This window comes from Streptomyces sp. NPDC045967, assembly GCF_056430495.1.
In genome coordinates this window covers 86,165-107,214 of the sequence record NZ_JBWKLE010000017.1, presented here as the reverse complement: position 1 = coordinate 107,214, position 21,050 = coordinate 86,165, and the positions used below count along the sequence as shown (strand labels likewise).

General features: G+C 73.9%; 22 protein-coding genes. 14 read left to right on the top strand and 8 right to left on the bottom strand.

Going from position 1 to position 21,050, the window contains the following annotated elements; genetic code table 11:
* Positions 1-52: 52 nt before the first annotated feature.
* The 4 genes from pnuC to AC07FY_RS26310 are packed head-to-tail and all read left to right on the top strand — an operon-like array spanning position 53 to position 3,538.
* A complete protein-coding gene (pnuC, locus tag AC07FY_RS26325) occupies positions 53-679 on the top strand; it encodes a nicotinamide riboside transporter PnuC (RefSeq protein ID WP_479010643.1) in 627 nt (208 codons plus the stop codon).
* Positions 676-1,755, top strand: coding sequence for an AAA family ATPase (locus AC07FY_RS26320; protein ID WP_479010640.1), 1,080 nt, complete (start codon positions 676-678; stop codon positions 1,753-1,755). Before pnuC ends, AC07FY_RS26320 begins: the two co-directional genes overlap by 4 nt.
* Positions 1,752-2,531, top strand: a complete 780-nt coding sequence (locus tag AC07FY_RS26315) for an NUDIX hydrolase (RefSeq protein WP_479010638.1) — start codon at positions 1,752-1,754, stop codon at positions 2,529-2,531. The genes AC07FY_RS26320 and AC07FY_RS26315 overlap by 4 nt, the downstream gene beginning before the upstream one ends.
* Positions 2,528-3,538: an ADP-ribosylglycohydrolase family protein gene (locus tag AC07FY_RS26310; protein ID WP_479010635.1), complete on the top strand. Its 1,011-nt coding sequence runs from the start codon at positions 2,528-2,530 to the stop codon at positions 3,536-3,538. The genes AC07FY_RS26315 and AC07FY_RS26310 overlap by 4 nt, the downstream gene beginning before the upstream one ends.
* A 31-nt stretch (positions 3,539-3,569) precedes the next feature.
* Here AC07FY_RS26310 and AC07FY_RS26305 read toward each other — a convergent pair whose 3' ends face one another.
* The 3 genes from AC07FY_RS26305 to AC07FY_RS26295 all read right to left on the bottom strand — a co-directional run bounded on the left by AC07FY_RS26305 (position 3,570) and on the right by AC07FY_RS26295 (position 5,159).
* Positions 3,570-4,250 (bottom strand): nucleotidyltransferase domain-containing protein, encoded by a 681-nt coding sequence (locus AC07FY_RS26305; RefSeq protein WP_479010632.1) that lies wholly within the window; start codon positions 4,248-4,250, stop codon positions 3,570-3,572.
* Between the two features lie 28 nt (positions 4,251-4,278).
* A complete protein-coding gene (locus AC07FY_RS26300; protein WP_479010630.1) occupies positions 4,279-4,737 on the bottom strand; it encodes a Rieske (2Fe-2S) protein in 459 nt (152 codons plus the stop codon).
* An 80-nt stretch (positions 4,738-4,817) separates the two neighbouring features.
* Positions 4,818-5,159, bottom strand: coding sequence for a DUF952 domain-containing protein (locus tag AC07FY_RS26295; protein WP_479010627.1), 342 nt, complete (start codon positions 5,157-5,159; stop codon positions 4,818-4,820).
* Positions 5,160-5,296: 137 nt separating this feature from the next.
* Here AC07FY_RS26295 and AC07FY_RS26290 point away from each other — a divergent pair, with 137 nt between their 5' ends.
* The 5 genes from AC07FY_RS26290 (at position 5,297) to der (ending at position 9,994) form a co-directional block, all read left to right on the top strand.
* Positions 5,297-5,749, top strand: coding sequence for a YidB family protein (locus tag AC07FY_RS26290; protein WP_479010624.1), 453 nt, complete (start codon positions 5,297-5,299; stop codon positions 5,747-5,749).
* A gap of 124 nt (positions 5,750-5,873) precedes the next feature.
* Positions 5,874-6,962: a prephenate dehydrogenase gene (locus AC07FY_RS26285; RefSeq protein ID WP_479010622.1), complete on the top strand. Its 1,089-nt coding sequence runs from the start codon at positions 5,874-5,876 to the stop codon at positions 6,960-6,962.
* A gap of 141 nt (positions 6,963-7,103) precedes the next feature.
* Entirely contained in the window at positions 7,104-7,811 is a 708-nt protein-coding gene (gene cmk, locus AC07FY_RS26280) for a (d)CMP kinase (protein ID WP_479010619.1), read from the top strand.
* Entirely contained in the window at positions 7,766-8,455 is a 690-nt protein-coding gene (locus AC07FY_RS26275; RefSeq protein ID WP_479010616.1) for a lysophospholipid acyltransferase family protein, read from the top strand. The genes cmk and AC07FY_RS26275 overlap by 46 nt, the downstream gene beginning before the upstream one ends.
* 75 nt (positions 8,456-8,530) lie before the next feature.
* On the top strand, positions 8,531-9,994 hold the full coding sequence (gene der, locus AC07FY_RS26270) for a ribosome biogenesis GTPase Der (RefSeq protein WP_479010613.1): 1,464 nt from the start codon (positions 8,531-8,533) through the stop codon (positions 9,992-9,994).
* Between the two features lie 27 nt (positions 9,995-10,021).
* On the opposite strand, the gene AC07FY_RS26265 is transcribed toward der, so the two are convergent.
* Positions 10,022-10,396, bottom strand: coding sequence for a hypothetical protein (locus AC07FY_RS26265; RefSeq protein WP_479010610.1), 375 nt, complete (start codon positions 10,394-10,396; stop codon positions 10,022-10,024).
* A gap of 99 nt (positions 10,397-10,495) precedes the next feature.
* Entirely contained in the window at positions 10,496-11,299 is an 804-nt protein-coding gene (locus tag AC07FY_RS26260) for a hypothetical protein (RefSeq protein WP_479010607.1), read from the bottom strand.
* Between the two features lie 316 nt (positions 11,300-11,615).
* Here AC07FY_RS26260 and AC07FY_RS26255 point away from each other — a divergent pair, with 316 nt between their 5' ends.
* The 3 genes from AC07FY_RS26255 to AC07FY_RS26245 all read left to right on the top strand — a co-directional run bounded on the left by AC07FY_RS26255 (position 11,616) and on the right by AC07FY_RS26245 (position 14,099).
* Complete coding sequence (locus AC07FY_RS26255; RefSeq protein WP_479010604.1) at positions 11,616-12,449, top strand: transglycosylase family protein; 834 nt, start codon at positions 11,616-11,618, stop codon at positions 12,447-12,449.
* 129 nt (positions 12,450-12,578) lie between these two features.
* Positions 12,579-13,082, top strand: coding sequence for an MTB12 C-terminal domain-containing protein (locus tag AC07FY_RS26250; protein WP_479010713.1), 504 nt, complete (start codon positions 12,579-12,581; stop codon positions 13,080-13,082).
* A gap of 48 nt (positions 13,083-13,130) precedes the next feature.
* Positions 13,131-14,099, top strand: a complete 969-nt coding sequence (locus tag AC07FY_RS26245; RefSeq protein WP_479010601.1) for a helix-turn-helix transcriptional regulator — start codon at positions 13,131-13,133, stop codon at positions 14,097-14,099.
* 353 nt (positions 14,100-14,452) lie between these two features.
* Here AC07FY_RS26245 and AC07FY_RS26240 read toward each other — a convergent pair whose 3' ends face one another.
* A complete protein-coding gene (locus AC07FY_RS26240; protein WP_479010599.1) occupies positions 14,453-15,496 on the bottom strand; it encodes a phosphatase PAP2 family protein in 1,044 nt (347 codons plus the stop codon).
* Positions 15,497-15,722: 226 nt separating this feature from the next.
* Positions 15,723-16,907, bottom strand: coding sequence for a hypothetical protein (locus AC07FY_RS26235; RefSeq protein ID WP_479010597.1), 1,185 nt, complete (start codon positions 16,905-16,907; stop codon positions 15,723-15,725).
* 280 nt (positions 16,908-17,187) lie between these two features.
* On the opposite strand from AC07FY_RS26235, the gene AC07FY_RS26230 reads away from it, so the two are divergent.
* Together AC07FY_RS26230 and AC07FY_RS26225 are read left to right on the top strand one after the other, a co-directional pair.
* Complete coding sequence (locus AC07FY_RS26230; RefSeq protein ID WP_479010594.1) at positions 17,188-18,867, top strand: MFS transporter; 1,680 nt, start codon at positions 17,188-17,190, stop codon at positions 18,865-18,867.
* Between the two features lie 301 nt (positions 18,868-19,168).
* Positions 19,169-20,341 (top strand): acyl-CoA dehydrogenase family protein, encoded by a 1,173-nt coding sequence (locus tag AC07FY_RS26225; protein ID WP_479010591.1) that lies wholly within the window; start codon positions 19,169-19,171, stop codon positions 20,339-20,341.
* Between the two features lie 37 nt (positions 20,342-20,378).
* On the opposite strand, the gene AC07FY_RS26220 is transcribed toward AC07FY_RS26225, so the two are convergent.
* Positions 20,379-20,828, bottom strand: coding sequence for a cell division protein SepF (locus tag AC07FY_RS26220; RefSeq protein WP_479010588.1), 450 nt, complete (start codon positions 20,826-20,828; stop codon positions 20,379-20,381).
* Between the last annotated feature and the right edge of the window lie 222 nt (positions 20,829-21,050).

The following is a 21,050-nucleotide window of genomic DNA, read 5'->3' as shown; positions in this document are numbered from 1 at the left end:
GCGCCGCGGGCTTTTCGCTTGCCCCGACACCCCCCGACTGTTTATAGTCAACATGACTATTAAAGGGAGTGGGGGGCTCGTCATGAGCTGGACCGAGGTACTCGGATTCGCCACTGGTGCCCTGTGCGTGTGGCTCGTGGCCCGCCAGCACATCGCCAACTGGCCGATCGGCATCGCCAACAACGTCTTCTTCATCGTGCTCTTCACCCAGGCCGGCCTGTACGCCGACGCCGGACTGCAGATCGTCTTCATCGCCCTCGCCGCGTACGGCTGGTGGTCCTGGACCCACGGGGGTGGACCTGGAACCGCCGAGGCCCTGCCGGTGCGCCGCACCACGCGCACCGAATGGGTCTGGCTGGCCGCGGCGGGGGCGGTGGGGGTGCTGGCCCTCACCCTGCTGCTGAGCCGCGCCACCGACTCCACCGTCCCGTTCTGGGACGCGCTGACGACCGGGCTCTCGCTCGCCGCCACCTACGGCCAGTGCCGCAAACTGATCGAGTCCTGGTGGCTGTGGATCGCCGCCGATCTGGTGTACATCCCGCTCTACGCCTCCAAGGGCCTCTACCTGACCGCCGCCCTCTACGTCGGCTTCCTCGCGCTCTGCGTGGCCGGACTGGTCGGCTGGCGCCGCACGCTCCCCGCCGCGGGCACCCCTCGCACCCTGGGGGCGACGGCATGAGGCGCTACGGACACGGGCTGGTGCTGGGCAAGTTCTATCCCCCGCACGCCGGGCACCACCACCTGGTGCGCACGGCGCAGGACCGCTGCGACCGGCTGACCGTCCTGGTCTGCGCGTCCTCCGTGGAGTCGGTGCCGCTCGCCGACCGGGTCGCCTGGATGCGCGAGGAGCACCCCGGGGCGGACGTGGTCGGCGCCGTCGACGACATCCCGGTCGACCTGACGGACCCCGCGGTCTGGGAGGCCCACATGGCGCTCTTCCGGGAGGCGGTCGCCGCTCCCGTCGACGCCGTCTTCACCTCGGAGGCGTACGGCACCGAACTCGCGCGGCGGTTCGGCGCCGAGGAGGTCTGCGTGGATCCGGCACGGACGCTGTTCCCGGTCTCCGGGACTGCGGTGCGGGCCGACCCGGTGGGCGCCTGGGAGCACCTCGGCCCCGCCGTGCGGGCCGCCCTGACCCGCCGGGTCGTCGTGCTCGGCGCCGAGTCCACCGGCACGACGACCCTCTCGCGGGCGCTGGCCGAGCACTACCGCCGCCGCGGCGGGGTCTGGGCCGCAACGGGCTGGGTCGAGGAGTACGGGCGCCGCTACAGCGAGGAGAAGCTCGCGGCGGCGCGCGCCGCCGACCCGGCGGCCACCTGGGCGGACATCACCTTCACCACGGAGGAGTTCCCGGTCATCGCGCGGCGACAGGACGCGCGGGAGGAGGCGGCGGCCCGGCTGGGTTCACCGGTCCTCTTCTGCGACACCGACTCCTTCGCGACCGGCATCTGGCACGAGCGGTACATCGGCGGGCGCAACGAGGAGGTCGAGAAGACCGCCTCCCTCACCCGCCGCGACCTGTACCTGCTGACGGACGACGCGGACGTCCCCTTCGAGGACGACGGACTGCGCGACGGCCCGCACCTGCGGCCCTGGATGACCGGGCGGTTCCGCGAGGAACTGCGACGCACCGGCAGGCGCTTCCTCGTCGTACGGGGCGACCGCGAGGAACGGCTGGCGGCCGCGGTGGCGGCGGTGGACGAACTGCTCGCCGAGGGCTGGCACTTCGCCGACCCGCTGCCGGAGACCCGATGAGCGCGGCCCCGCCCGCCGGCTACGACCCCTCCGCCTTCGTGCCGTTCGCGGTGACCGTCGACCTCGCCGTCTTCACCGTGCGCACCGGGCTGCTGCACGTCCTGCTCATCCGACGCGGGCAGGAGCCGTACGAAGGGCACTGGGCACTCCCCGGCGGTTTCGTCACCCCCCGGGAGTCCGCCGAGACGGCCGCCCGGCGCGAGCTGGCCGAGGAGACCGGCCTGGCGGACGACGTGGTGGCGGCCCTGCACCTCGAGCAGCTGCGCACCTACAGCGAACCGGACCGGGACCCCCGGATGCGGGTGGTGTCGGTGGCCTTCACGGCGCTGGTCGCCGACCTGCCGGAACCGGCGGCGGAGGGCGGCGGGGACGCGGCGCACGCGCGCTGGGTGCCCGTGGCCGAGGTCGGCCTGCTCCCGGCCGGAGGCGGCGAAGAGGCCCGGGCCTCACCGCTCGCCTTCGACCACGCCGTGATCCTCGCGGACGCGCGGGAGCGGGTCGGCTCGAAGCTCGAGTACACCTGCCTGGCCACCGCCTTCTGCCCGCCCGAGTTCACCCTCGGCGAGCTCCAGGCCGTCTACGAGACGGTCTGGGACACCTCGCTGGACCGCCCCAACTTCCGCCGCAAGGTCCTGGCGACACCCGGTTTCGTCGAAGCCGTGCCGGGAGCCGCCCGGCTGACCGGAGGCCGCGGCAAACCTGCCGCCCTCTACCGGGCCGGCCCGGCGACCGCCCTGCATCCCCCTCTGCTCCGACCGGAAGGACCCACCCGATGACGAAGCGAGCCGCGACCGGCGCGATGATCGGCCTCGCCCTGGGGGACGCCCTGGGCTTCCCCACCGAGTTCAACGACGTGCCGGCGATCCTCGCCAAGAGCGGCCCGTGGCGCCGGATGGAACTGCCCCGGCCGGCGCTCATCACGGACGACACCCAGATGACGCTGGCGCTGGCGCGGGGCATCCGGACGGCCGGGGAGCGGGGGCCGCTCGACCCGCAGGCGCTCGTGGGGCCGGTCCGGGAGGAATACGTCGCCTGGTACCACTCCCCGGACAACAACCGCGCCCCGGGCAACACCTGCCTGACGGCCTGTGACCTGTTGGACCACCCCGACCGCGACTGGCGCGACGCCAGCCAGACCGGCTCCAAGGGCTGCGGGGCGAACATGCGGGTGGTCCCCGTCGGGCTGGTGCCGGGCTGGACCGAGGAGGAGCGGGCCGGCGCGGCCCAGCTCCAGTCCGCCCTCACCCACGGCCACCCGACGGCGCTCGCCGCGTCCGACCTGACCGCGCGGGCGGTGCACCTGCTGGCCTCCGGCACCGAGGTGACCGGCCTGGTCGGGCGGTTGCGCTCGTACGCCCTGGAGAACCGCACCCGCTACCACGAGCGCTGGCTCGGCGACCTCTGGAAGCGGACCGCCTCCGACCCCACGGCGGAGTCCTTCATCGCGCGCGGCTGGGACGAGTGCCTGGAGGTGCTCGACCGGCTCGCGGCCGCCCTGCGCTCCCCGTCCCCGGAGACCGATCCCTGCCTGACCACGGGCGAGGGCTGGATCGCGGAGGAGGCCCTCGCCACCGCCCTGCAGTGCTTCCTCCTCTTCCCCGACGAACCCCTCCTGGCCCTGCGCCGCGCCGCCTGCACCCAGGGCGACTCCGACTCCCTGGCGTGCCTGGCCGGCGCCTTCGCGGGCGCCCACCTCGGGGCGGACGCCTGGCCCCGCGACTGGGAGGACCGCATCGAGCACCGCGACGAGCTGCGGGCGTTCGGCGCGCTCTGGGACGCCTGACCCGCGGCCGACCCCGCGGCCGGTCGCGGGGTCAGCCCACCGACGCGCGGCGGGTGCGCAGGAGGAAGTCCTCGACGCGGGCGCGGTCGGGGTGCTCGGGGAGGCGGGTCGCGCTCAGGGCCGCGTCCGTCTCGCAGGTGAGGCGGGACATCCACGCGTCGACCTCCGCCCACGTGAGCTCGCCGCGGCGGACCGCCAGGAGGCGGTCGCGGTGGGGCCCCGCGTCGAGCGTCAGGCGGCCCGTGCGCAGGAGGTCGCGGCAGGACAGGAGCAGGCGCAGCAGGTGCATGGCGTGCTTCCAGCGCGGGGCTCCGTGGATGCGGACGTCCGCGAGGAGCTTGCCGTGCTGGGAGGCCGCATACCGGCTGAAGCTGGTGTGGGCCCGGCGGGAGAGGAACGCCTCGCGCAGGGAGAGGAGTTCCTCGCCGACCGGGGTGATCCGCTCGACCAGGGGGGAGTGGAGGCACTCCAGGATGTTCGGGTTGGCGCGCAGGGCCAGCTCGCAGAAGCGCTCCAGCTCCCAGGAGAACTCCTCCTCCCGCGGGCCCTCCACGTGCGTGGGGGGCTTGTCGAACCGCCAGAACAGCGGCGCCGGGGCGAGGTAGACACCGCGCCGGTCGGTGTCGCTCGCCTCGGTCGCCAGCCCGAAGGCCCGGGAGCCCATCACGCACTGGTACACCGTGTGGTCCCGTACCAGCGTCAGTTCGTCCATCCGGTGAGCCTAGACACCGGCCCGGCCGCTAGGCGAGCGAGATGCCGCCGTCCGCCGCCACCGTGATCTTCGTCTCCGGAAGCGGGCGGGTGGCCGGACCCTTGGTCACCGCTCCGTCCGCGGCCTCGAAGGTGCTCATGTGGCAGGGGCAGACGATGGTGTTGTCCGCCACCTTGTTCACCAGGCAGCCCTGATGGGGGCAGACCGCCGAGAAGCAGCGGAAGGTCCCGGCGGTGGGCTGGGTGATCACCAGCTTCTCCTCCTTGAGGATCTTGCCGCCGCCCACCGGTACCTCGGACGTCTTGGCGATGACCTTGGCGGCCCCCGCCGGCTGCGGGGACGAGACCGGCTGGGACGCGGCCGGCGCGGAGGCCGACCCGCTCGCGGGCGTCTGCTCCCCGCCGCACGCGGCGAGCGCGCCTCCTGCCAAGGCGGCCGCACCGGCCGTCAGTACCGTACGCCGGGCGGTGCGCGTGGGGTCGCTCATGGTTTCTCCTCGCTTCGTGGCCGGATCGGCGAGTGCATCCTGGCCTGCGGCGGACCTCGGGAGAAGCCCGCCGCGCCGTTTCAGGGGCCCGGCTCCCAAGGGGCCAGTGAGGCCGGAGCGCCGGGTGTGCGTCGTACTTCCCACACGCGGGTCACGGCTTCCCGGTTCAACGGGCCGTGGACGTGCGGGTAGCGGCCGCCGGATGCACCCTCTCGGCGGACCTCGGCGGTCAGGGCGCCTTCGTCGAGCTCCACCGCGAGCAGAGTCCCCCGTACCGACTGGTAGCGCGCGTCGGCGACCTCCAGCGCCGTGGGCACGTCCGCCGAACAGTGGACGAAGCCCTCCGAGTGCAGGGAGGGCGGTGCGTAGGGCCGGTCGGGTGCGGCGGTCCAGTCGGCGAGCGGAACGAGGTGGAAGATCATGCCGATCGTTCTACCGCAGCCCGCCGCGGGTGCGTGCGCCAAGTGGCGGGCACGCCCCGCCCGGGTGACATTGGCCCTGTCCCGAAGCCGGGTCCGCCGCGTGCGTGCGGCCCGGCCCCTCTGCGAAAGGCAGGACCATGGCGGGTAACGACCTCGGTTCCCTTCTCGGCGGCCTCCTCGGCGGCGGGCAGGCCGGCGGACGGGGCGGCGGCGGTGGCGCCGGCGGCAACGTCCTCGGCTCGCTGCTCGGGGCCCTCACGGGCGGCGGCGCGGGTGGTGCGCAGGCGGCCGGCGGCGTCGTGAACAACCCGCTCGGCAGCCTGCTGGAGATGCTCACCAAGTCCGGCCTGGTCGACCAGGCGCAGTCCTGGGTCGGCACCGGCGCGAACCAGCCGGTCAGCGCCGACCAGGTCAAGGAGGCGCTGCCGGACGGAACGCTGCGGCACGTCGCCGAGCAGGCGGGCGTCACCCCCGACGCGGCCGCGGCCGAGCTCGCGCAGACGCTGCCGACGGCGGTCGACCGGCTCACGCCGGACGGAGTGGTCCCGTCCGGTTCGCTCGAGGACATCATCAAGGCGCAGCGGCTCTGACCCGGCGGCCCGGCGGGGCCCGGCCCCCGTCCCACTGGGCGGGCGCCGGGGCCCCGCGGCGTCCGGGCTGGCTACCCTGGGTCGACAGCCCGTCACCCCGCCGAACGCAACCCTGGAGTGCCCCGTGAGAACCGCCGTCGTCATCGGAACCGGACTGATCGGCACCTCCGCGGCGCTCGCGCTGACCGCCCGCGGCATCACCGTCCACCTCGCCGACCACGACCCGGCGCAGGCGCACACCGCGGCAGCCCTCGGGGCGGGTACGGACGAACCCCCGGAGGGTAGGGTCGACCTCGCGATCGTCGCCGTGCCCCCGGCCCACGTGGCGGCGACCCTCGCCGACGCGATCGGCCGGGGGGCCGCCCGCGCGTACGTGGACGTGGCCAGCGTCAAGGGCGGACCGCGCCGGGAGCTGGAGGCGCTCGGGGTGGACGTCACCGACTACATCGGCACGCACCCGATGGCCGGCAAGGAGCGGTCCGGTCCGCTCGCCGCCACCGCGGACCTCTTCGAGGGCCGCCCCTGGGTCCTGACCCCCACCCGGGACACGGACCACGAGGTGCTGAACCTCGCCCTGGAGCTGGTGTCCCTGTGCCGGGCCGTGCCCGTGGTCATGGACGCGGACGCCCACGACCGGGCCGTCGCACTCGTCTCCCACACCCCGCAGCTGGTGTCGAGCATGGTCGCCGCGCGGCTGGAGGAGGCCGACGAGACGGCCGTCCGGCTGTGCGGGCAGGGCATACGGGACGTCACCAGGATCGCGGCCTCCGACCCGCGGATGTGGGTGGAGATCCTGTCGGCCAACCCGGGCCCCGTCGCCGACGTCCTGACCGGGATCGCGGCCGACCTCGAGGAGACCGTCGAGGCACTGCGCGGGCTGCAGTCGGCGGACGCGGAGAAGCGCCGGGGCGGCGCCGCCGGGATCGAGGACGTGCTGCGGCGCGGGAACGCCGGACGGGTGCGGGTGCCCGGCAAGCACGGCGCGGCGCCGACGCCGTACGAGACGGTCGCGGTGCTCATCTCCGACCAGCCGGGGGAGCTGGCGCGGATCTTCGCGGACGCGGGGCGGGCCGGGGTCAACATCGAGGACGTGCGGATCGAGCACGCGACGGGTCAGCAGGCCGGCCTGGTGCAGCTGATGGTGGAGCCGCGGGCCGCGGCCGGCCTGACCGCCGAACTGCGCGAGCGCGGCTGGGCCCTGCGCCAGCAGTAGCCCCCGCCGCCCCGCCCCCGCCCCCGCCCCCGGCCCCGCTCCGGACGGGCGGGGCCGGGGGCTCCCGGGGCCCGGTAACCTGGAGGAGGGGCGTTTTCGTGCGCCCGGACACGTACGCGCAACCAGGAAGGTGCCCGCACCGTGGAAACCGCAGCTCCGGCAGCCGTGATCGTCGCCATCGACGGTCCCTCCGGCACGGGCAAGTCCAGCACCTCCAAGGCCGTGGCCGCCAAGCTGGGGCTGCGCTACCTCGACACCGGTGCCCAGTACCGGGCCATCACCTGGTGGATGATCACCAACGGCGTCGACACCGACGACCCGCACGCCGTCGCCGTCGCGGCGGGCAAGCCCTCGCTGCTCTCCGGCACCGACCCGGCCGCGCCCACCATCACCGTGGACGGACTGGACGCCGCCGGGCCCATCCGCACCCAGGAGGTCACCTCCAAGGTCAGCGCCGTCAGCGCCGTCCCCGAGGTGCGCGCCCTGATCACCGAGCTGCAGCGCTCCATCGCGGCGCAGGCGGCCGCGGAGGCCGAGGGCATCGTCGTCGAGGGCCGCGACATCGGCACCACGGTGCTGCCCGACGCCGACCTCAAGATCTTCCTGACCGCCTCCCCCGAGGCCCGCGCGGCCCGCCGCAGCGGTGAGCTCCGCGGCCGGGAGGCCGCCGACCTCGCGGCCACCAAGGCGGCGCTGATCAAGCGCGACGCCGCGGACTCCGGCCGCAAGACCTCCCCCCTGGCCAAGGCGGACGACGCCGTCGAGGTGGACACCACCGAGCTCACGCTCGATCAGGTCATCGAGTGCGTCGTGACCCTGGTCGAGGAGAAGCGGGCGGGCCGCAAGTGAGTCGAGCACCCTCCCTGCGGGGTGCGGCGGTCGGCAGGCGCATCGGCATCGGGCTCATGTACGGGCTCTGGAAGCCCCGCGTGCTCGGCGCCTGGAAGGTGCCCGCCTCCGGCCCCGTCATCCTCGCCGTGAACCACTCGCACAACATAGACGGCCCGATGGTCATGGGCACCGCGCCCCGACCCCTGCACTTCCTGATCAAGAAGGAAGCGTACGTCGGCCCGCTCGGCCCCTTCCTCGAAGGGATCGGGCAGGTCAAGGTCGACCGCTCCGGCACCGACCGGACGGCGATCAGCCGCGCCCTCGGCGTGCTCGACCAGGGCGGCGCCCTCGGCATCTTCCCCGAGGGCACGCGGGGCCAGGGCGACTTCGCCTCGCTGCGCGCCGGACTCGCCTACTTCGCGGTCCGCAGCGGCGCGCCCGTCGTGCCCGTGGCCGTGCTCGGCAGCGGCGACACCAGGGGCCGGCTCGTCAAGGGCCTGCCCGCCCTCAAGAGCCGGGTCGACGTCGTCTTCGGCTCTGCCTTCGACGCCGGGGACGGCAGTGGCCGCCGTACCCGCACCGCGCTGGACGAGGCCACCGCACGCATCCAGGACCGGCTGACCGCCCACCTGGCCGACGCCAAGCGCCTCACCGGGCGCTGAGCGAGACTTGACCTAGTAGTGGAACCGCGCTGCGCGGGGACCACCGATCACCACGAACGACGAGGAACGGACTTCATGAACGACCAGCACGACCACGGAGCGCTTGGCGATGCCGAGTACGCGGAGTTCATGGAGCTCGCCGCGGAAGAGGGCTTCGACATCGAGGACGTCGAGGGTGCCCTCGAGGAGGCCAGTGCCGGCCCCCTCCCGGTCCTCGCCGTCGTCGGCCGGCCGAACGTCGGCAAGTCGACCCTGGTGAACCGCATCATCGGCCGCCGCGAGGCCGTCGTCGAGGACAAGCCCGGCGTCACCCGCGACCGCGTCACCTACGAGGCCGAGTGGGCCGGCCGCCGCTTCAAGGTCGTCGACACCGGCGGCTGGGAGCAGGACGTCCTCGGCATCGACGCCTCCGTCGCCGCCCAGGCCGAGTACGCCATCGAGGCCGCCGACGCGGTCGTCTTCGTCGTCGACGCCAAGGTCGGCGCCACCGACACCGACGAGGCCGTGGTGCGCCTGCTGCGCAAGGCCAAGAAGCCCGTCGTGCTGTGCGCCAACAAGGTCGACGGCCAGAGCGGCGAGTCCGACGCGGCCTCCCTGTGGTCCCTGGGCCTCGGCATGCCGCACCCGGTCTCCTCGCTGCACGGGCGCGGCACCGGCGACATGCTCGACGCGGTGCTCGAAGCCCTGCCGGAAGCCCCCGAGCAGACCTTCGGCGGCGCCGCCCCCGGCGGCCCGCGCCGCATCGCCCTGATCGGCCGCCCCAACGTGGGCAAGTCCTCGCTGCTCAACAAGGTCGCGAAGGAGGACCGTGTCGTCGTCAACGAGCTGGCCGGCACCACCCGCGACCCGGTCGACGAGCTGATCGAGCTCGGCGGCGTCACCTGGAAGTTCGTCGACACCGCCGGCATCCGCAAGAAGGTCCACCTCCAGCAGGGCGCCGACTACTACGCCTCCCTGCGCACGGCCGCCGCCGTCGAGAAGGCGGAGGTGGCGGTCATCCTGATCGACACCACCGAGTCGATCAGCGTCCAGGACCAGCGCATCATCACCATGGCCGTCGAGGCGGGCCGCGCCATCGTGATCGCCTACAACAAGTGGGACGAGCTCGACGAGGAGCGCCGCTACTACCTCGAGCGCGAGATCGAGACCGAGATGCAGCAGGTCTCCTGGGCGCCGCGGGTGAACGTCTCGGCGCTCACCGGCCGCCACATGGAGAAGCTGGTCCCGGCGATCGAGACGGCCCTCGCGGGCTGGGAGACGCGCGTCCCCACCGGCCGGCTGAACGCCTTCCTCGGCGAGGTCGTCGCGGCCCACCCGCACCCCGTCCGCGGCGGCAAGCAGCCCCGCATCCTGTTCGGCACCCAGGCGGGCAGCAAGCCGCCGCGGTTCGTCCTCTTCGCCTCCGGCTTCCTCGAGCACGGCTACCGGCGCTTCATCGAGCGCCGGCTGCGCGAGGAGTTCGGCTTCGAGGGCACCCCGATCCACATCTCGGTGCGGGTGCGCGAGAAGCGCGGCGCCCAGTACAAGAAGAAGAAGTAGCGCGGGCGGCGGTACGGCGTCCCGGGGTCAGTAGCCCCGGCGCGGAGCGGGCGGCAGGGCCGCCGGGATGGGCGTCATCCCGGTGTGGCGCTGCCGCCCGTCGGCGTATCCGGAGCCGCCGGCGTACGAGTACGCGGGCTGCGGCTGCGCCACGTAGGTGGGCTCCCAGCCCTCGACCCGCTGCCAGGCCGAACCGCTCCAGTCGCTGTCGTACGAGGAGCTCGCGCCGGCGTACCCGGCCCCGTACGAGAAGGCCGTGAATCCGAGGTCCTCCTCGCCCGTACGGTCGCCCGGCAGCGCCCGGAAGGCGCGCAGGTACTCCGAGTACAGGGCGTCGTAGATCGGGGTGTGCGAGACGGGGCTCGTACGGGACGGGGCGCGGGAGGAGTCGTATGGATGCACGTATCAGCCAACGAAACGGGCGCCCCGCGGATGCGGGGTGGCGGGCGGAAAACGCAGATCGCCGCCGGGTCCTCCCGGCGGCGATCCGTGGTGCGTCGGTCAGGCGCCCGGCGTACCGGCCAGGGGCATGGAGGCGGCCACGAGCTTGCCGGAGGCGGCGGCCTTGTCCAGGGCGTCGCGCAGCAGGTCCTCGCGGGGCTGCTGGCCGATGGAACCGACCGGGGCGGCGTAGATGAGCACGCGCTGGGTCTTGTTGACGGCGTTGCGCCAGCCGTCGGTGACCGACAGCGCCTGGTGCGCCTGCCACCAGGCGACCGGGCGGCCGCCGTCGGGGCCCGGCTGCAGGACGGCGTGCAGCTGCCCGGCGGCGAGCAGGACCGACCAGCCGCTCAGGGCGGTGGGGAGCTGGGCGGTGTCCGTGACCGGGATGAAGCCCTGCTCGATGAGGAGCGGGAGGAAGTCGTCGCCCGGGCCCTCGCTGCCGGGGCGGGCGATCGGCGCGGTCGGCTCGACGACCAGGGCGGGGTGGAGCTCCCCGCCGATCAGGACCAGCCCGCTGGTGATGCCGAGGACGGCCTGGCCGCCGGGCACGTTCTGCGGGGCGTCGCCGGCGGGCGCCGCCGGGCTGTCACCGGTGATGCTGGCGACGGCGCCCTGGAGCTGCTCCTCGGACACCTTCACCACCTGGGAGGGGATGCAGGTGGCGTGGGCGAAGGCGAGGACGGCGGTCTCCTCGCCGACGAACAGCACCGTGCTGGTGCGGTCGTTCTCGGGGTCGCCCGGGGTGCGGCAGGAGGTGCAGTCGTAACTGCGCGGCGCGTCCTCGCCGACGAGCAGCCTGTCGGCTTCTTCGTCACCGATCTCGGCACGTACCTCATCACTGACGTCGAGCATGCGCGGCACGGGGTGGCTCCTCGGCATAGGTGCGGGGGCCGGGTGGTTCCCGGCTCGGGGGCCGGGTGGTTCCCGGCTCGCCGGGCTCAACGGGGGAGCGGCGGCCGGGGTCACGCCATCGGAGGGAACGGAATCGAACCGGGCCCCCGTACGAGTGAAGCGTCCGGCCGGCCCTTCGCTTCGTGCCAACTGTTGGCGGATGGTGCGCAGTTGGTGGTCGGGATTGGCCGTTTGGAGAGGGGGCCGGTCGGCCGACCGGGTGGGGCGGCGGCGCGTGCGGCGCGCCGGGCCGGGGAGGGCCGGGGGCGCTGCGTAGCGTGGCGCGATGCCCCACCCACGGATCGGCCGCCGGCGGACCGCGGCCCGCCCGGCCGCCGCAGCCGTCGCCGCCGCGCTGGCGTTCGTACTCCCCGCCGACGCGGCGGCGGCCCAGGCCCCGCCGCCGCCCGCGGCCGGGCCGGCCGGGGCGGCGCAGCCCGGCGCGCCGGGGGTGATCGGTACCGGGCCGGGAGACTGCGGGCCGGGCGGGGAGTGGCCCTGGGACTGCGTCGCCGACTGCGAGAGCGGTGGACGGTGGGCCGCCGACACCGGCAACGGCTTCTACGGCGGGCTCCAGTTCCGGCAGCGGACGTGGGAGGCGTACGGGGGGCTGGTGTTCGCGCCGCGCGCCGACCTGGCCGACCGCCTCCAGCAGATCACCGTGGCGGAGGAGGTGCTGGGCGTGCAGGGCTGGGCGGCCTGGCCGACGTGCTCGAAGCGGTACGGGCTGGCCGGGCGGATGCACGTGGTGCGGAGCGGGGACACCCTGGTGTCGATCGCGCGGAAGCGCCGGGTGCCGGGCGGCTGGCGGGCCTTGTACGAGGCGAACCGGCCGGTGCTCGGGGATCGGCCGGAGGGGCTGGTCGTGGGCACCCTGCTGACCCTCCCGGAGCGCGGGCCGGCCCGCCCGCCGCGCCCGACTGCCCCGGCCCCCACGCCGAGCCCGGCGGCGCCGCCACCGCTGCTGACCCCGGCGCTGCCGCCACCCACGCCGAACCCGCCGGCCCCGGCGGCCCCATCGGCCCCGGCGGCCCCGGCGGTGTCGTCGGCGCCGGCCGGTGCGGCTCCCGGTCCCTCGATCGGTCCTCGGCACGCTCCCTCGCCCCTCCCCGCGGTGTGAACGCGGAACGGGCCGATGTACGGCGCCGCTCCGGCAGCCTCGCGGCGTAGCGATTGCACTCCGCGCCGAGGGCGCCCAACCTGGAACCAGTGAGCCGCACGGCTCGCTCGGACACCGGCGGTGAGCCAGATGCACCTGGGCAGGCACCACCCTCGCATCGGAGTGATGGCGGCGGCTGCCGCACTGGCGGTGCTTCCCGTCGTCGTGGCCGGCTCGTCCGCGGGGGCCGCCCCCGTCGCCGCCACGGCCGTCACGGCGCTCCCGGCCGTCGACGGGCCGGCGGATCCGGCGGCGGCGAAGGCCCAGATCGAGAAGAACTGGACCGCGTTCTTCGACTCCAAGGTCGCCGTCGCCAAGAAGGCCGAGCTGCTGCAGCACGGTGAGTTCCTCGTGCCGCTGCTCGGCGGCTTCGCGCGCGACACCGACACGGCCGTGTCCTCGGCCGAGGTCTCGGACATCGTCTTCACCTCGCCCACCGCTGCGCGGGTCACCTACGACCTGCTGGTCGGCGGGTTCCCGGTCCTGTCCGGGAGCGAGGGGACCGCGGTCCTGGAGGACGGGGTCTGGAAGGTCTCGACCAAGACCCTGTGCGCACTGATCGAGCTCAGCGGCAACGCGGTGCCGATCTGCTGACCTGCGCCGCTCCTGCGCCGCTCGCGGGCACGCTGGCAGACTTCGGCCATGCTCGAGACCTCCGCGCGACTGCTCCGTCTGCTGTCCCTGCTGCAGGCCCACCGCGAATGGACGGGGGCGGACCTCGCCGACCGGCTCGGGGTCACGCCCCGGACCGTGCGCCGCGACGTGGACCGGCTGCGGGAGCTGGGGTACCCGGTCAACGCCAGCCCCGGCACCGGGGGCGGCTACCAGTTGGGGGCCGGGGCCGAGCTCCCACCCCTCCTGCTGGACGACGACGAGGCCGTGGCCGTCGCGGTCGGGCTGCGGACGGCCGCCGGGAACGGGGTCGAGGGGATCGGCGAGGCCTCCGTACGGGCCCTGTCCAAGCTGGAGCAGGTGCTGCCGTCGAGGCTGCGGCGCCGGGTGTCCGCGCTCAACGAGTTCACCGTGCCGATGCTGCGCGGCGCCGAGCGCTCCACCGTCGACCCGTCGGTGCTCACCGAGCTGGCCGCCGTGTGCCGCGACGCCGAGCGGCTGCGCTTCGACTACCGCGACCACGAGGGGAGCGCCACCCGCCGCACCGTCGAGCCGCACCGGCTGGTGTGCACCGAGCGGCGCTGGTACCTGGTCGCCTGGGACCTGGAGCGGGAGGACTGGCGGACCTTCCGGGCGGACCGGATCGAACCCAGAGCGCCGCACGGACCGCGGTTCACTCCGCGCGAGCCGCCCGCCCCCGACCTGGCCGCATACGTCTCCCAGGGGGTGTCGCAGCGGGCCTACGCGGCCCGGGCGGTCGTACGGCTGAAGGTGTCGGCGCAGGAGGCGGCCCGGACCGTGGGGCCGAGCGACGGGGTCCTGGAACCGGTCGACGCTCAGAGCTGCCTGCTGCGCACCGGGGCCGTCAGCCTGGACGTCCTGGTGATTCACATCATGATGCTCGGTTGTGAGTTCGAAGTGGTCGAGCCCCCGGAGCTGACGGACCGGATCAGGGCGGCGCGGGATCTGCTGGGGCGGGCCGTGGAGCCGGCGAGGTGAAGGAAATGTGGCGGACCTGAGGGGGATTCACCCGGTCTGGTCCGGCGCCGCCGTGACAAACTCCCACCGGAATTCCAGGGGTTCGCCGGCGGCTCTCGGAGGGAATTCCCGCGGGCGTGAACGACGGGCGTGTCGCGGGCCGGAAAACAATGGGGCGTTGTCGATATTCTGTGACACAAGCGTGACCCGGGATGGACGAACGTCCCGGCGTGGCGCTGACGGACGGCGGGGCCGGGCAGCGGGCGCGGCGCTGCGGCAGGAGGCCGTCGGCACCGACGACGGAGGGGGCCGGGTCGTCGACCCGGCCCCCTCCGTCGCGCGGGGTGGTGTGCGTACCGTCCCCGCGCGGTGGTTCAGCCGCCGGTGACCGGGCGGGCGGCGCCCCGGGTGGCCGCCCGCTCACCGTGGGCAGGGCGGCGGCTGCCGACCGGGGTGACCGGGGTCCGCTCGGAGCGGATCACGTGCGGCCGGCCCGTGACGAGGGCCGCGGGCCGGGGCGCCGGGGTGTGCGCCGCAACCGGAGCCGCGGGGGCCGGCTCGGCGGCGACCGCGGCGGCCGGCTGGAGCCGCCACTTGCCGCCCGCGGAGAGCAGCGGCGTGAGCGCGGACACGACCGGCGCGGGCATCCGGCCGGTCTCGGCGCGGCGGCGCAGCAGCTCGCGCAGGTCGAAGACGTACGCCTCGGCCCGGGCGATGAGCGGCTCGAACCAGGGCAGCGCCAGGAGGATCAGCAGTCCGGCGGACCAGCCGAGCAGGACGTCGCTGACCCAGTGCGTGCCGAGGTAGACGGTGGTGGCGCCGACGCTCAGCGAGACGACCGCGGACACCACGGACAGCACCCGCCGGGTGACCACGGTGGACGCCAGATAGGCGAGGATCCCCCAGGTCACGACGGCGTTGGCGGTGTGGCCGGAAGGAAATATATCGCCGCCCGCGAAGAGTTCGGCCGAACCGATCTCGGTTGCATAGTGCGGGCCGAGCCGCCCGAGCCCGAGCTTCACGGACCCGACGGTGACGTTCAGGAGGAGCAGCGCCACGCCCAGCGTGATCAGCGGGCGGAGGGTGTGCTGGCGCCAGGAGCGCCAGCCGAGCCAGGCGGCGACCATGACCGCGGTGGGTCCGCGCTGGCCCAGGACGACGAGGTAGTCGAGGAAGGCGTGCAGCTGGGGCCATTGCTCGTAGGGCCGGAAGAACATGATCTGCCAGTCCAGCCGGACGAGCCAGGACGTGGTGAGTACGGCCACCACGATCGCCAGGTAGAAGGCGAGGGTCGATCCGAAGAGCACGACGCGGTGCCGGCTCATCTGCGGGGTTTGCAGATGAGCCGGTCGCTCTGGTTCCCGGTCCAGGCGGGCGAACACCCGCTCCAGACGGGTCAGGATTTGATCGGTACGCACTCAATCGACGTTACCGCGCGGCGATGGTCGGGCCGCGCGAATCGCGGGCTTTGTGATGACCATGTGATGTGGAGTTGGTCTCACGCGAGAGGTAATTCCCGGCATTCCGGCAATGGTTGAGGTGTTCTCGATCCACGCAACGGAAATGAGCGCACACGCTTATTCGTGGTTTATCGCCGAACCTTGGAATTCCCTTGCCCGGCGACGATGGGAATGATTCATTCCGTTACGGCGGGCCCGAGCCGTTCAGCCAGAACGCCCCGTAGGCCGCCGAGAGCAGGGCCGCCGCGCCCAGCACCGCGGCCGCCCGCCGCGTCCGCCACCGGGCCAGCGCCACCGCCACCGGCAACACCAGCGGGAACGCCGGCAGCAGGAGCCGGGGCTTGGATCCGAAGTACCCGGACGCGCACAGCGCCAGCGCCACCACGATCCCGCCGTACACCAGCAGGGGCAGCGGCTGGCGCTGCCGGACGCACCGCCCGTACAGCCAGAGCACCAGCGCGACCCCCGCGACCAGCCCGATACCGGCCGCGAACGCGGAGGCGGACGCGGCGAGCTTCGCCCCGATGAACCGGGCGAACGCCCAGCCCCCGTCGAAGCCGTTGCCCCAGCCGTCCTGGACGTCCAGGTACCCCAGCGGTCCGCCGCCGGTGTGCGCGCCGACCCACAGCACGTACGCGGCCGCCCCCAGCGGCGCCAGCAGCGCACCGGCCGCCATCCGCCAGGACCGCTCGCCGCCGCGCCGGGCCGCTGCGGCGGCCACCCACACGGCGGCGACCACCGCCGCGCCGACCGGGCGGGTCAGCCCCGCCCCGGCGGCGAGCAGACCGGCCGTCAGCCACCGGCCGCGCAGGCTCCCGTACAGCGCCCAGGCGGCGAGCGCCGTGAACAGCGACTCGCTGTACGCCATGGACTGCACGATCCCGACGGGCAGGGCGGCCCAGACGGCGACCGCGCACACCCCGGCCCGGCGGCCGTACAGCAGGTCCGCCACCGCGAAGATCCCCCAGGCCGCGGCGAGCCCCGCCAGCGCCGAGACCACCAGGCCCGCCGAGCCGTGGGAGAGTCCCGTCGCCGCCGACACCAGCCGCTCCAGCCCGGGCAGCAGCGGGAAGAACGCCAGGTTCGAGTGGACGTCCCCGTTCGGCAGGACCACCTCGTACCCGTACCCCTCCGCGGCGATCCGGGCGTACCAGAGCGAGTCCCAGCGCGCCGACAGCAGGGTGTGCGGGCTGCTGCCCGCCGCCACGCCCCAGGCGCCGAGCACCACCAGCCCGAGCACGCGCACCGCCGCGAACACGGCGAGCGCGGGCGCGGCGGCGGTGAGCGCGGGGCGGATCGCGTCGAGCGCGAGCCGGGCGGCCGTGAGCGCGGGTGCGGCCCGACGCGATCCAAGATCTTCCACGGGCATGATTATCGGTGGCGGACGCCCGGCCCCCACCGGGAGCCACACGCCGTGAGCGGGCGGGTACGCGTGGCGAGGAAGGGTCCGGGGGAGTGGCGCACACCACAGGGCGGCCTCCGCCGCGATGAGAGCTTGACCACGTGTGGCACAGGCGAACTCGCGTACGCTGACCGTCCACCCGCGTGTCGATGCCGGACCCCGTTGGACGCCGCACAGCGCACCACACCCCGCGGCTCCGCAAAACGCTGGACCGCCGAGCGCGAGGGATCACCTGGGAGGTACATGCATGTCGGGGACGAACGCGGCCGGAGTCCGGACCACTGCGCCCTGGCAGCGGCTGCGCGAGGTCTCCGACGGGGGCAATCGCTGGGCCGTCCTGGCGGTGCTCTGCGTCAGCCTGGTCCTCGTCGCCCTCGACGCGACCATCCTGCACGTCGCCGTCCCCTCCCTCACCGAGGACCTGCGCCCCGGATCCATCGAGCTCCTGTGGATCGTCGACGCCTACCCGCTGGTCTGCGCCGCGCTGCTGATCCTCTTCGGCACCCTCGGCGACCGGATCGGCCGCCGCCGCGTCCTCCTGCTCGGCTACGGGCTCTTCGGCGCGGCCTCCGCCATGGCGGCCCTCGCCGACAACGCCCAGGTCCTGATCGCCGCCCGCGCGCTGCTCGGCACCGGCGGGGCGATGATCATGCCCGCCACGCTGTCGATCCTGCGCCAGGTCTTCCCCGACCGGCGCGAACGGGCCCTCGCCATCGGGATCTGGACCGCGGTCGCCGCGATCGGCGCCGCGAGCGGACCCGTGCTCGGCGGCTTCCTCGTCGAGCACTTCTGGTGGGGCTCCGTCTTCCTCATCAACATCCCGCTGATGGCGCTGATCCTGCCGCTGGGCCGCTGGCTGCTCCCCGAGTCGAAGGGCTCCTCGGACGGGCCGTGGGACGTGGCCGGTGCGCTGATGGCCGCCGCCGGCGTGCTCGGCTCCGTGCTCGGGGTCAAGCGGCTGGGCGCGGAGCGGCATCTGCTCGACCCGCAGGCGCTGGCGCCGCTGCTGCTGGGGGTGGCGCTGCTGGTCCTGTTCGTACGGCGGCAGAAGCGGCGGCCGTACCCGCTGATCGACATCCGGATGTTCTCCCGTGCCGCCTTCTCGACCTCCGTCGGCTGCATCGTGCTGGCCATGCTGGCCCTGGTCGGCCTGGAGCTGATAGCCGTCCAGTACCTCCAGCTGGTGCTGCACCTCGGCCCGCTGGAGACCGGCTTGCGGCTGCTGCCGCTGACCTTCGCCGCGATGGCGGCCGGGGCCACTGGCTCCTACACCCTGGCCCGGATCGGCCCGCGCACCATGGTCTCGCTGGGCTTCCTGCTCACCGCGTCCGCCGTGCTGCTGCTCACGCTGATGGGCCACCACGACCGGCCCGCACTGCTGACGGTCGGCTTCATCCTGCTCGGGTTCGGGCTCCAGACCACGTTGTTCGCGGCGTACGAGTCGATGCTGAACGAGGCTCCCGCGGCCACCGCGGGAGGCGCGGCCTCCATCGGCGAGACCTCGTACCAGCTGGGCGCGGGCATGGGGATCGCGCTGCTGGGCAGCGTGATGAACGCCGCGTACGCGCCGGGGCTGGCGGGGGTGCCGGGGGTGTCCGCGGCGGACTCGGCGGGCGCGGCGCACTCGCTGGGCGAGGCCTACCAGATCGCCGCGCGGCTGGGCGGTCCGGCGGGGGAGGCGCTGCACGCGGCGGCGCGGAACTCGTTCGTGCACGGGCTGCACGTGACGTTGCTGGTCAGTGCCGGGTTGCTGGTCGCGGGGGCGGTGATGGCGCTGAAGCTGCCGCGGGGGATGGAGTGCGAAGCCGGGGCCGGGGCCGGGGCCGGGGCCGACGGGGTCGGCGAGGGTGACGGGGTGCGGTTGCCGGCGCAGGTCCGTGCGGAGGCGGGTCCGGCCGTCGGGCGGGTGTCGGGGCGTACGGGCTGACGCGGGTTGCGCGGGCGCGGCGCCGTTGCGGGGGCTCCGCCCCCGGACCCCCGCGCCTCAAACGCCGGCGGGGCTGGAACATCGGGGCTCTGCCCCCGGGCTCCCGGGCCTCAAGCGCCGGCGGGGCTGAAGTTCGGGGCTCCGCCCCCGGGCCGATGGGCCCGCGCTCAAGCGTCGGCGGGGCTGGGGGTGCCGGGGGGGTGGGAAGTGGGGCTGGACGGTGGGGGAGTTCGGCGTTTAGCTTCGGGGCGGCGTAAAACTTGCGCTGCTAGGTTCTGTTCTCCGGCCGCCGGGAGGCCCTGTGTCCGCGTTCCTGCCCCTTGATCCGCTCGGGATCGACGAGCTCCTCGGGCCCGACGACCTCGCCGTCCGGGACACCGTCCGTGACTGGGCCGCCGACCGGGTGCTGCCCCACATCGCCGGCTGGTACGAGAGCGGTGAACTCCCCGGGATCCGTGAGCTGGCCCGGGAGCTGGGGTCGATCGGCGCGCTCGGCATGTCCCTGGAGGGGTACGGCTGCGCGGGTGCCAGCGCCGTGCAGTACGGGCTGGCCTGCCTGGAGCTGGAGGCTGCCGACTCCGGCATCCGCTCGCTGGTCTCCGTACAGGGCTCGCTCGCCATGTACGCGATCTGGAAGTACGGCTCCGAGGAGCAGAAGCAGCGCTGGCTGCCCGGGATGGCGGCCGGTGAGCTGATCGGCTGCTTCGGGCTGACCGAGCCCGACGTCGGATCGGACCCCGCCGCGATGCGGACGCACGCCAAGCGCGACGGCGGCGACTGGGTGCTGAGCGGCCGCAAGATGTGGATCACCAACGGTTCCGTCGCCTCGGTCGCCGTGGTGTGGGCGCAGACGGACGAGGGGATCAGGGGGTTCGCCGTCCCCACGGACACGCCCGGGTTCTCCGCTCCCGAGATCAAGCACAAGTGGTCGCTGCGGGCTTCGGTGACCAGCGAGCTGGTGATGGACGAGGTGCGGCTGCCCGAGGACGCGGTCCTGCCGGGCGTCACCGGTCTGAAGGGGCCGCTCGGCTGCCTCAGCCACGCGCGGTACGGGATCGTCTGGGGCTCGATGGGCGCGGCCCGCGCCAGCTTCGAAGCGGCGCTCGACTACGCGAGGACGCGGGAGCAGTTCGGGAAGCCGATCGGCGGCTTCCAGCTCACCCAGGCCAAACTCGCGGACATGGCCCTCGAACTCCACAAGGGCATCCTGCTCGCCCACCACCTGGGCCGGCGGATGGACGCGGGCACCCTGCGGCCGGAGCAGATCAGCTTCGGCAAACTCAACAACGTCCGCGAGGCCATCGAGATCTGTCGCACCGCGCGGACCATCCTGGGTGCCAACGGGATCTCGCTCGAATACCCCGTCATGCGGCACGCCACCAACCTCGAATCGGTCCTCACCTACGAGGGCACCGTCGAGATGCACCAACTGGTACTGGGCAAGGCGCTCACCGGGCTCGACGCCTTCCGGTGAGAGTCCCCCAGCCACCCCTGGGAGGTGCCCCCACCGCCTAGCTCTGGTTGAAGAAGTCGCGCGAGCGGCCGCCGGGCTCACCGCTCACGATCTGGGTGTCGGCCGGGGTCAGCAGGAAGACCCTGGTCGCCACCCGCTCGATCGATCCGCGCAGCCCGAAGGTCAGGCCGGCGGCGAAGTCCACCACGCGCTTCGCGTCGGACGGGTCCATCGACGACAGGTTGACGATCACGGGAACGCCCTCGCGGAACAGCTCGCCGATGCCCCGCGCGTCACGGAACCCGTCGGGGGTGACCGTCGCGATGCGGCGGCCCTGCTCCACGGCGGACACGGAGGCCACTCGGACGCGGGGGTCGGTGACCCACTGCTCGCCGGGACCGGCCACCGAACCCTGGGCCGCCTCCGCGTAGTCGTCGTCGTAGTAACGCTCGTCGTCGCTGTCCTCCACGAGACCCAGCCAGGCACTCGCCTTGCGCACCGAACCCATGGACGCCTCCTTTCACCGTGGTCAGTCTGTCTTCTCTCCGCTGCCCCTATGGTCGTCCATGATGCTGACAACGCGCCAAGTGGATAGCCGCCGCGCAGGGTTTTCGTGACGGTACTGGTGCAGAACATCCGTTGCACGGTCAAGGTTCCCGGCAGCTACCGCTGCTGACTGAGTGAAAATACGACCGGTGCTGCCGTACGGGTGGCAGGTGCGGACGTCCGG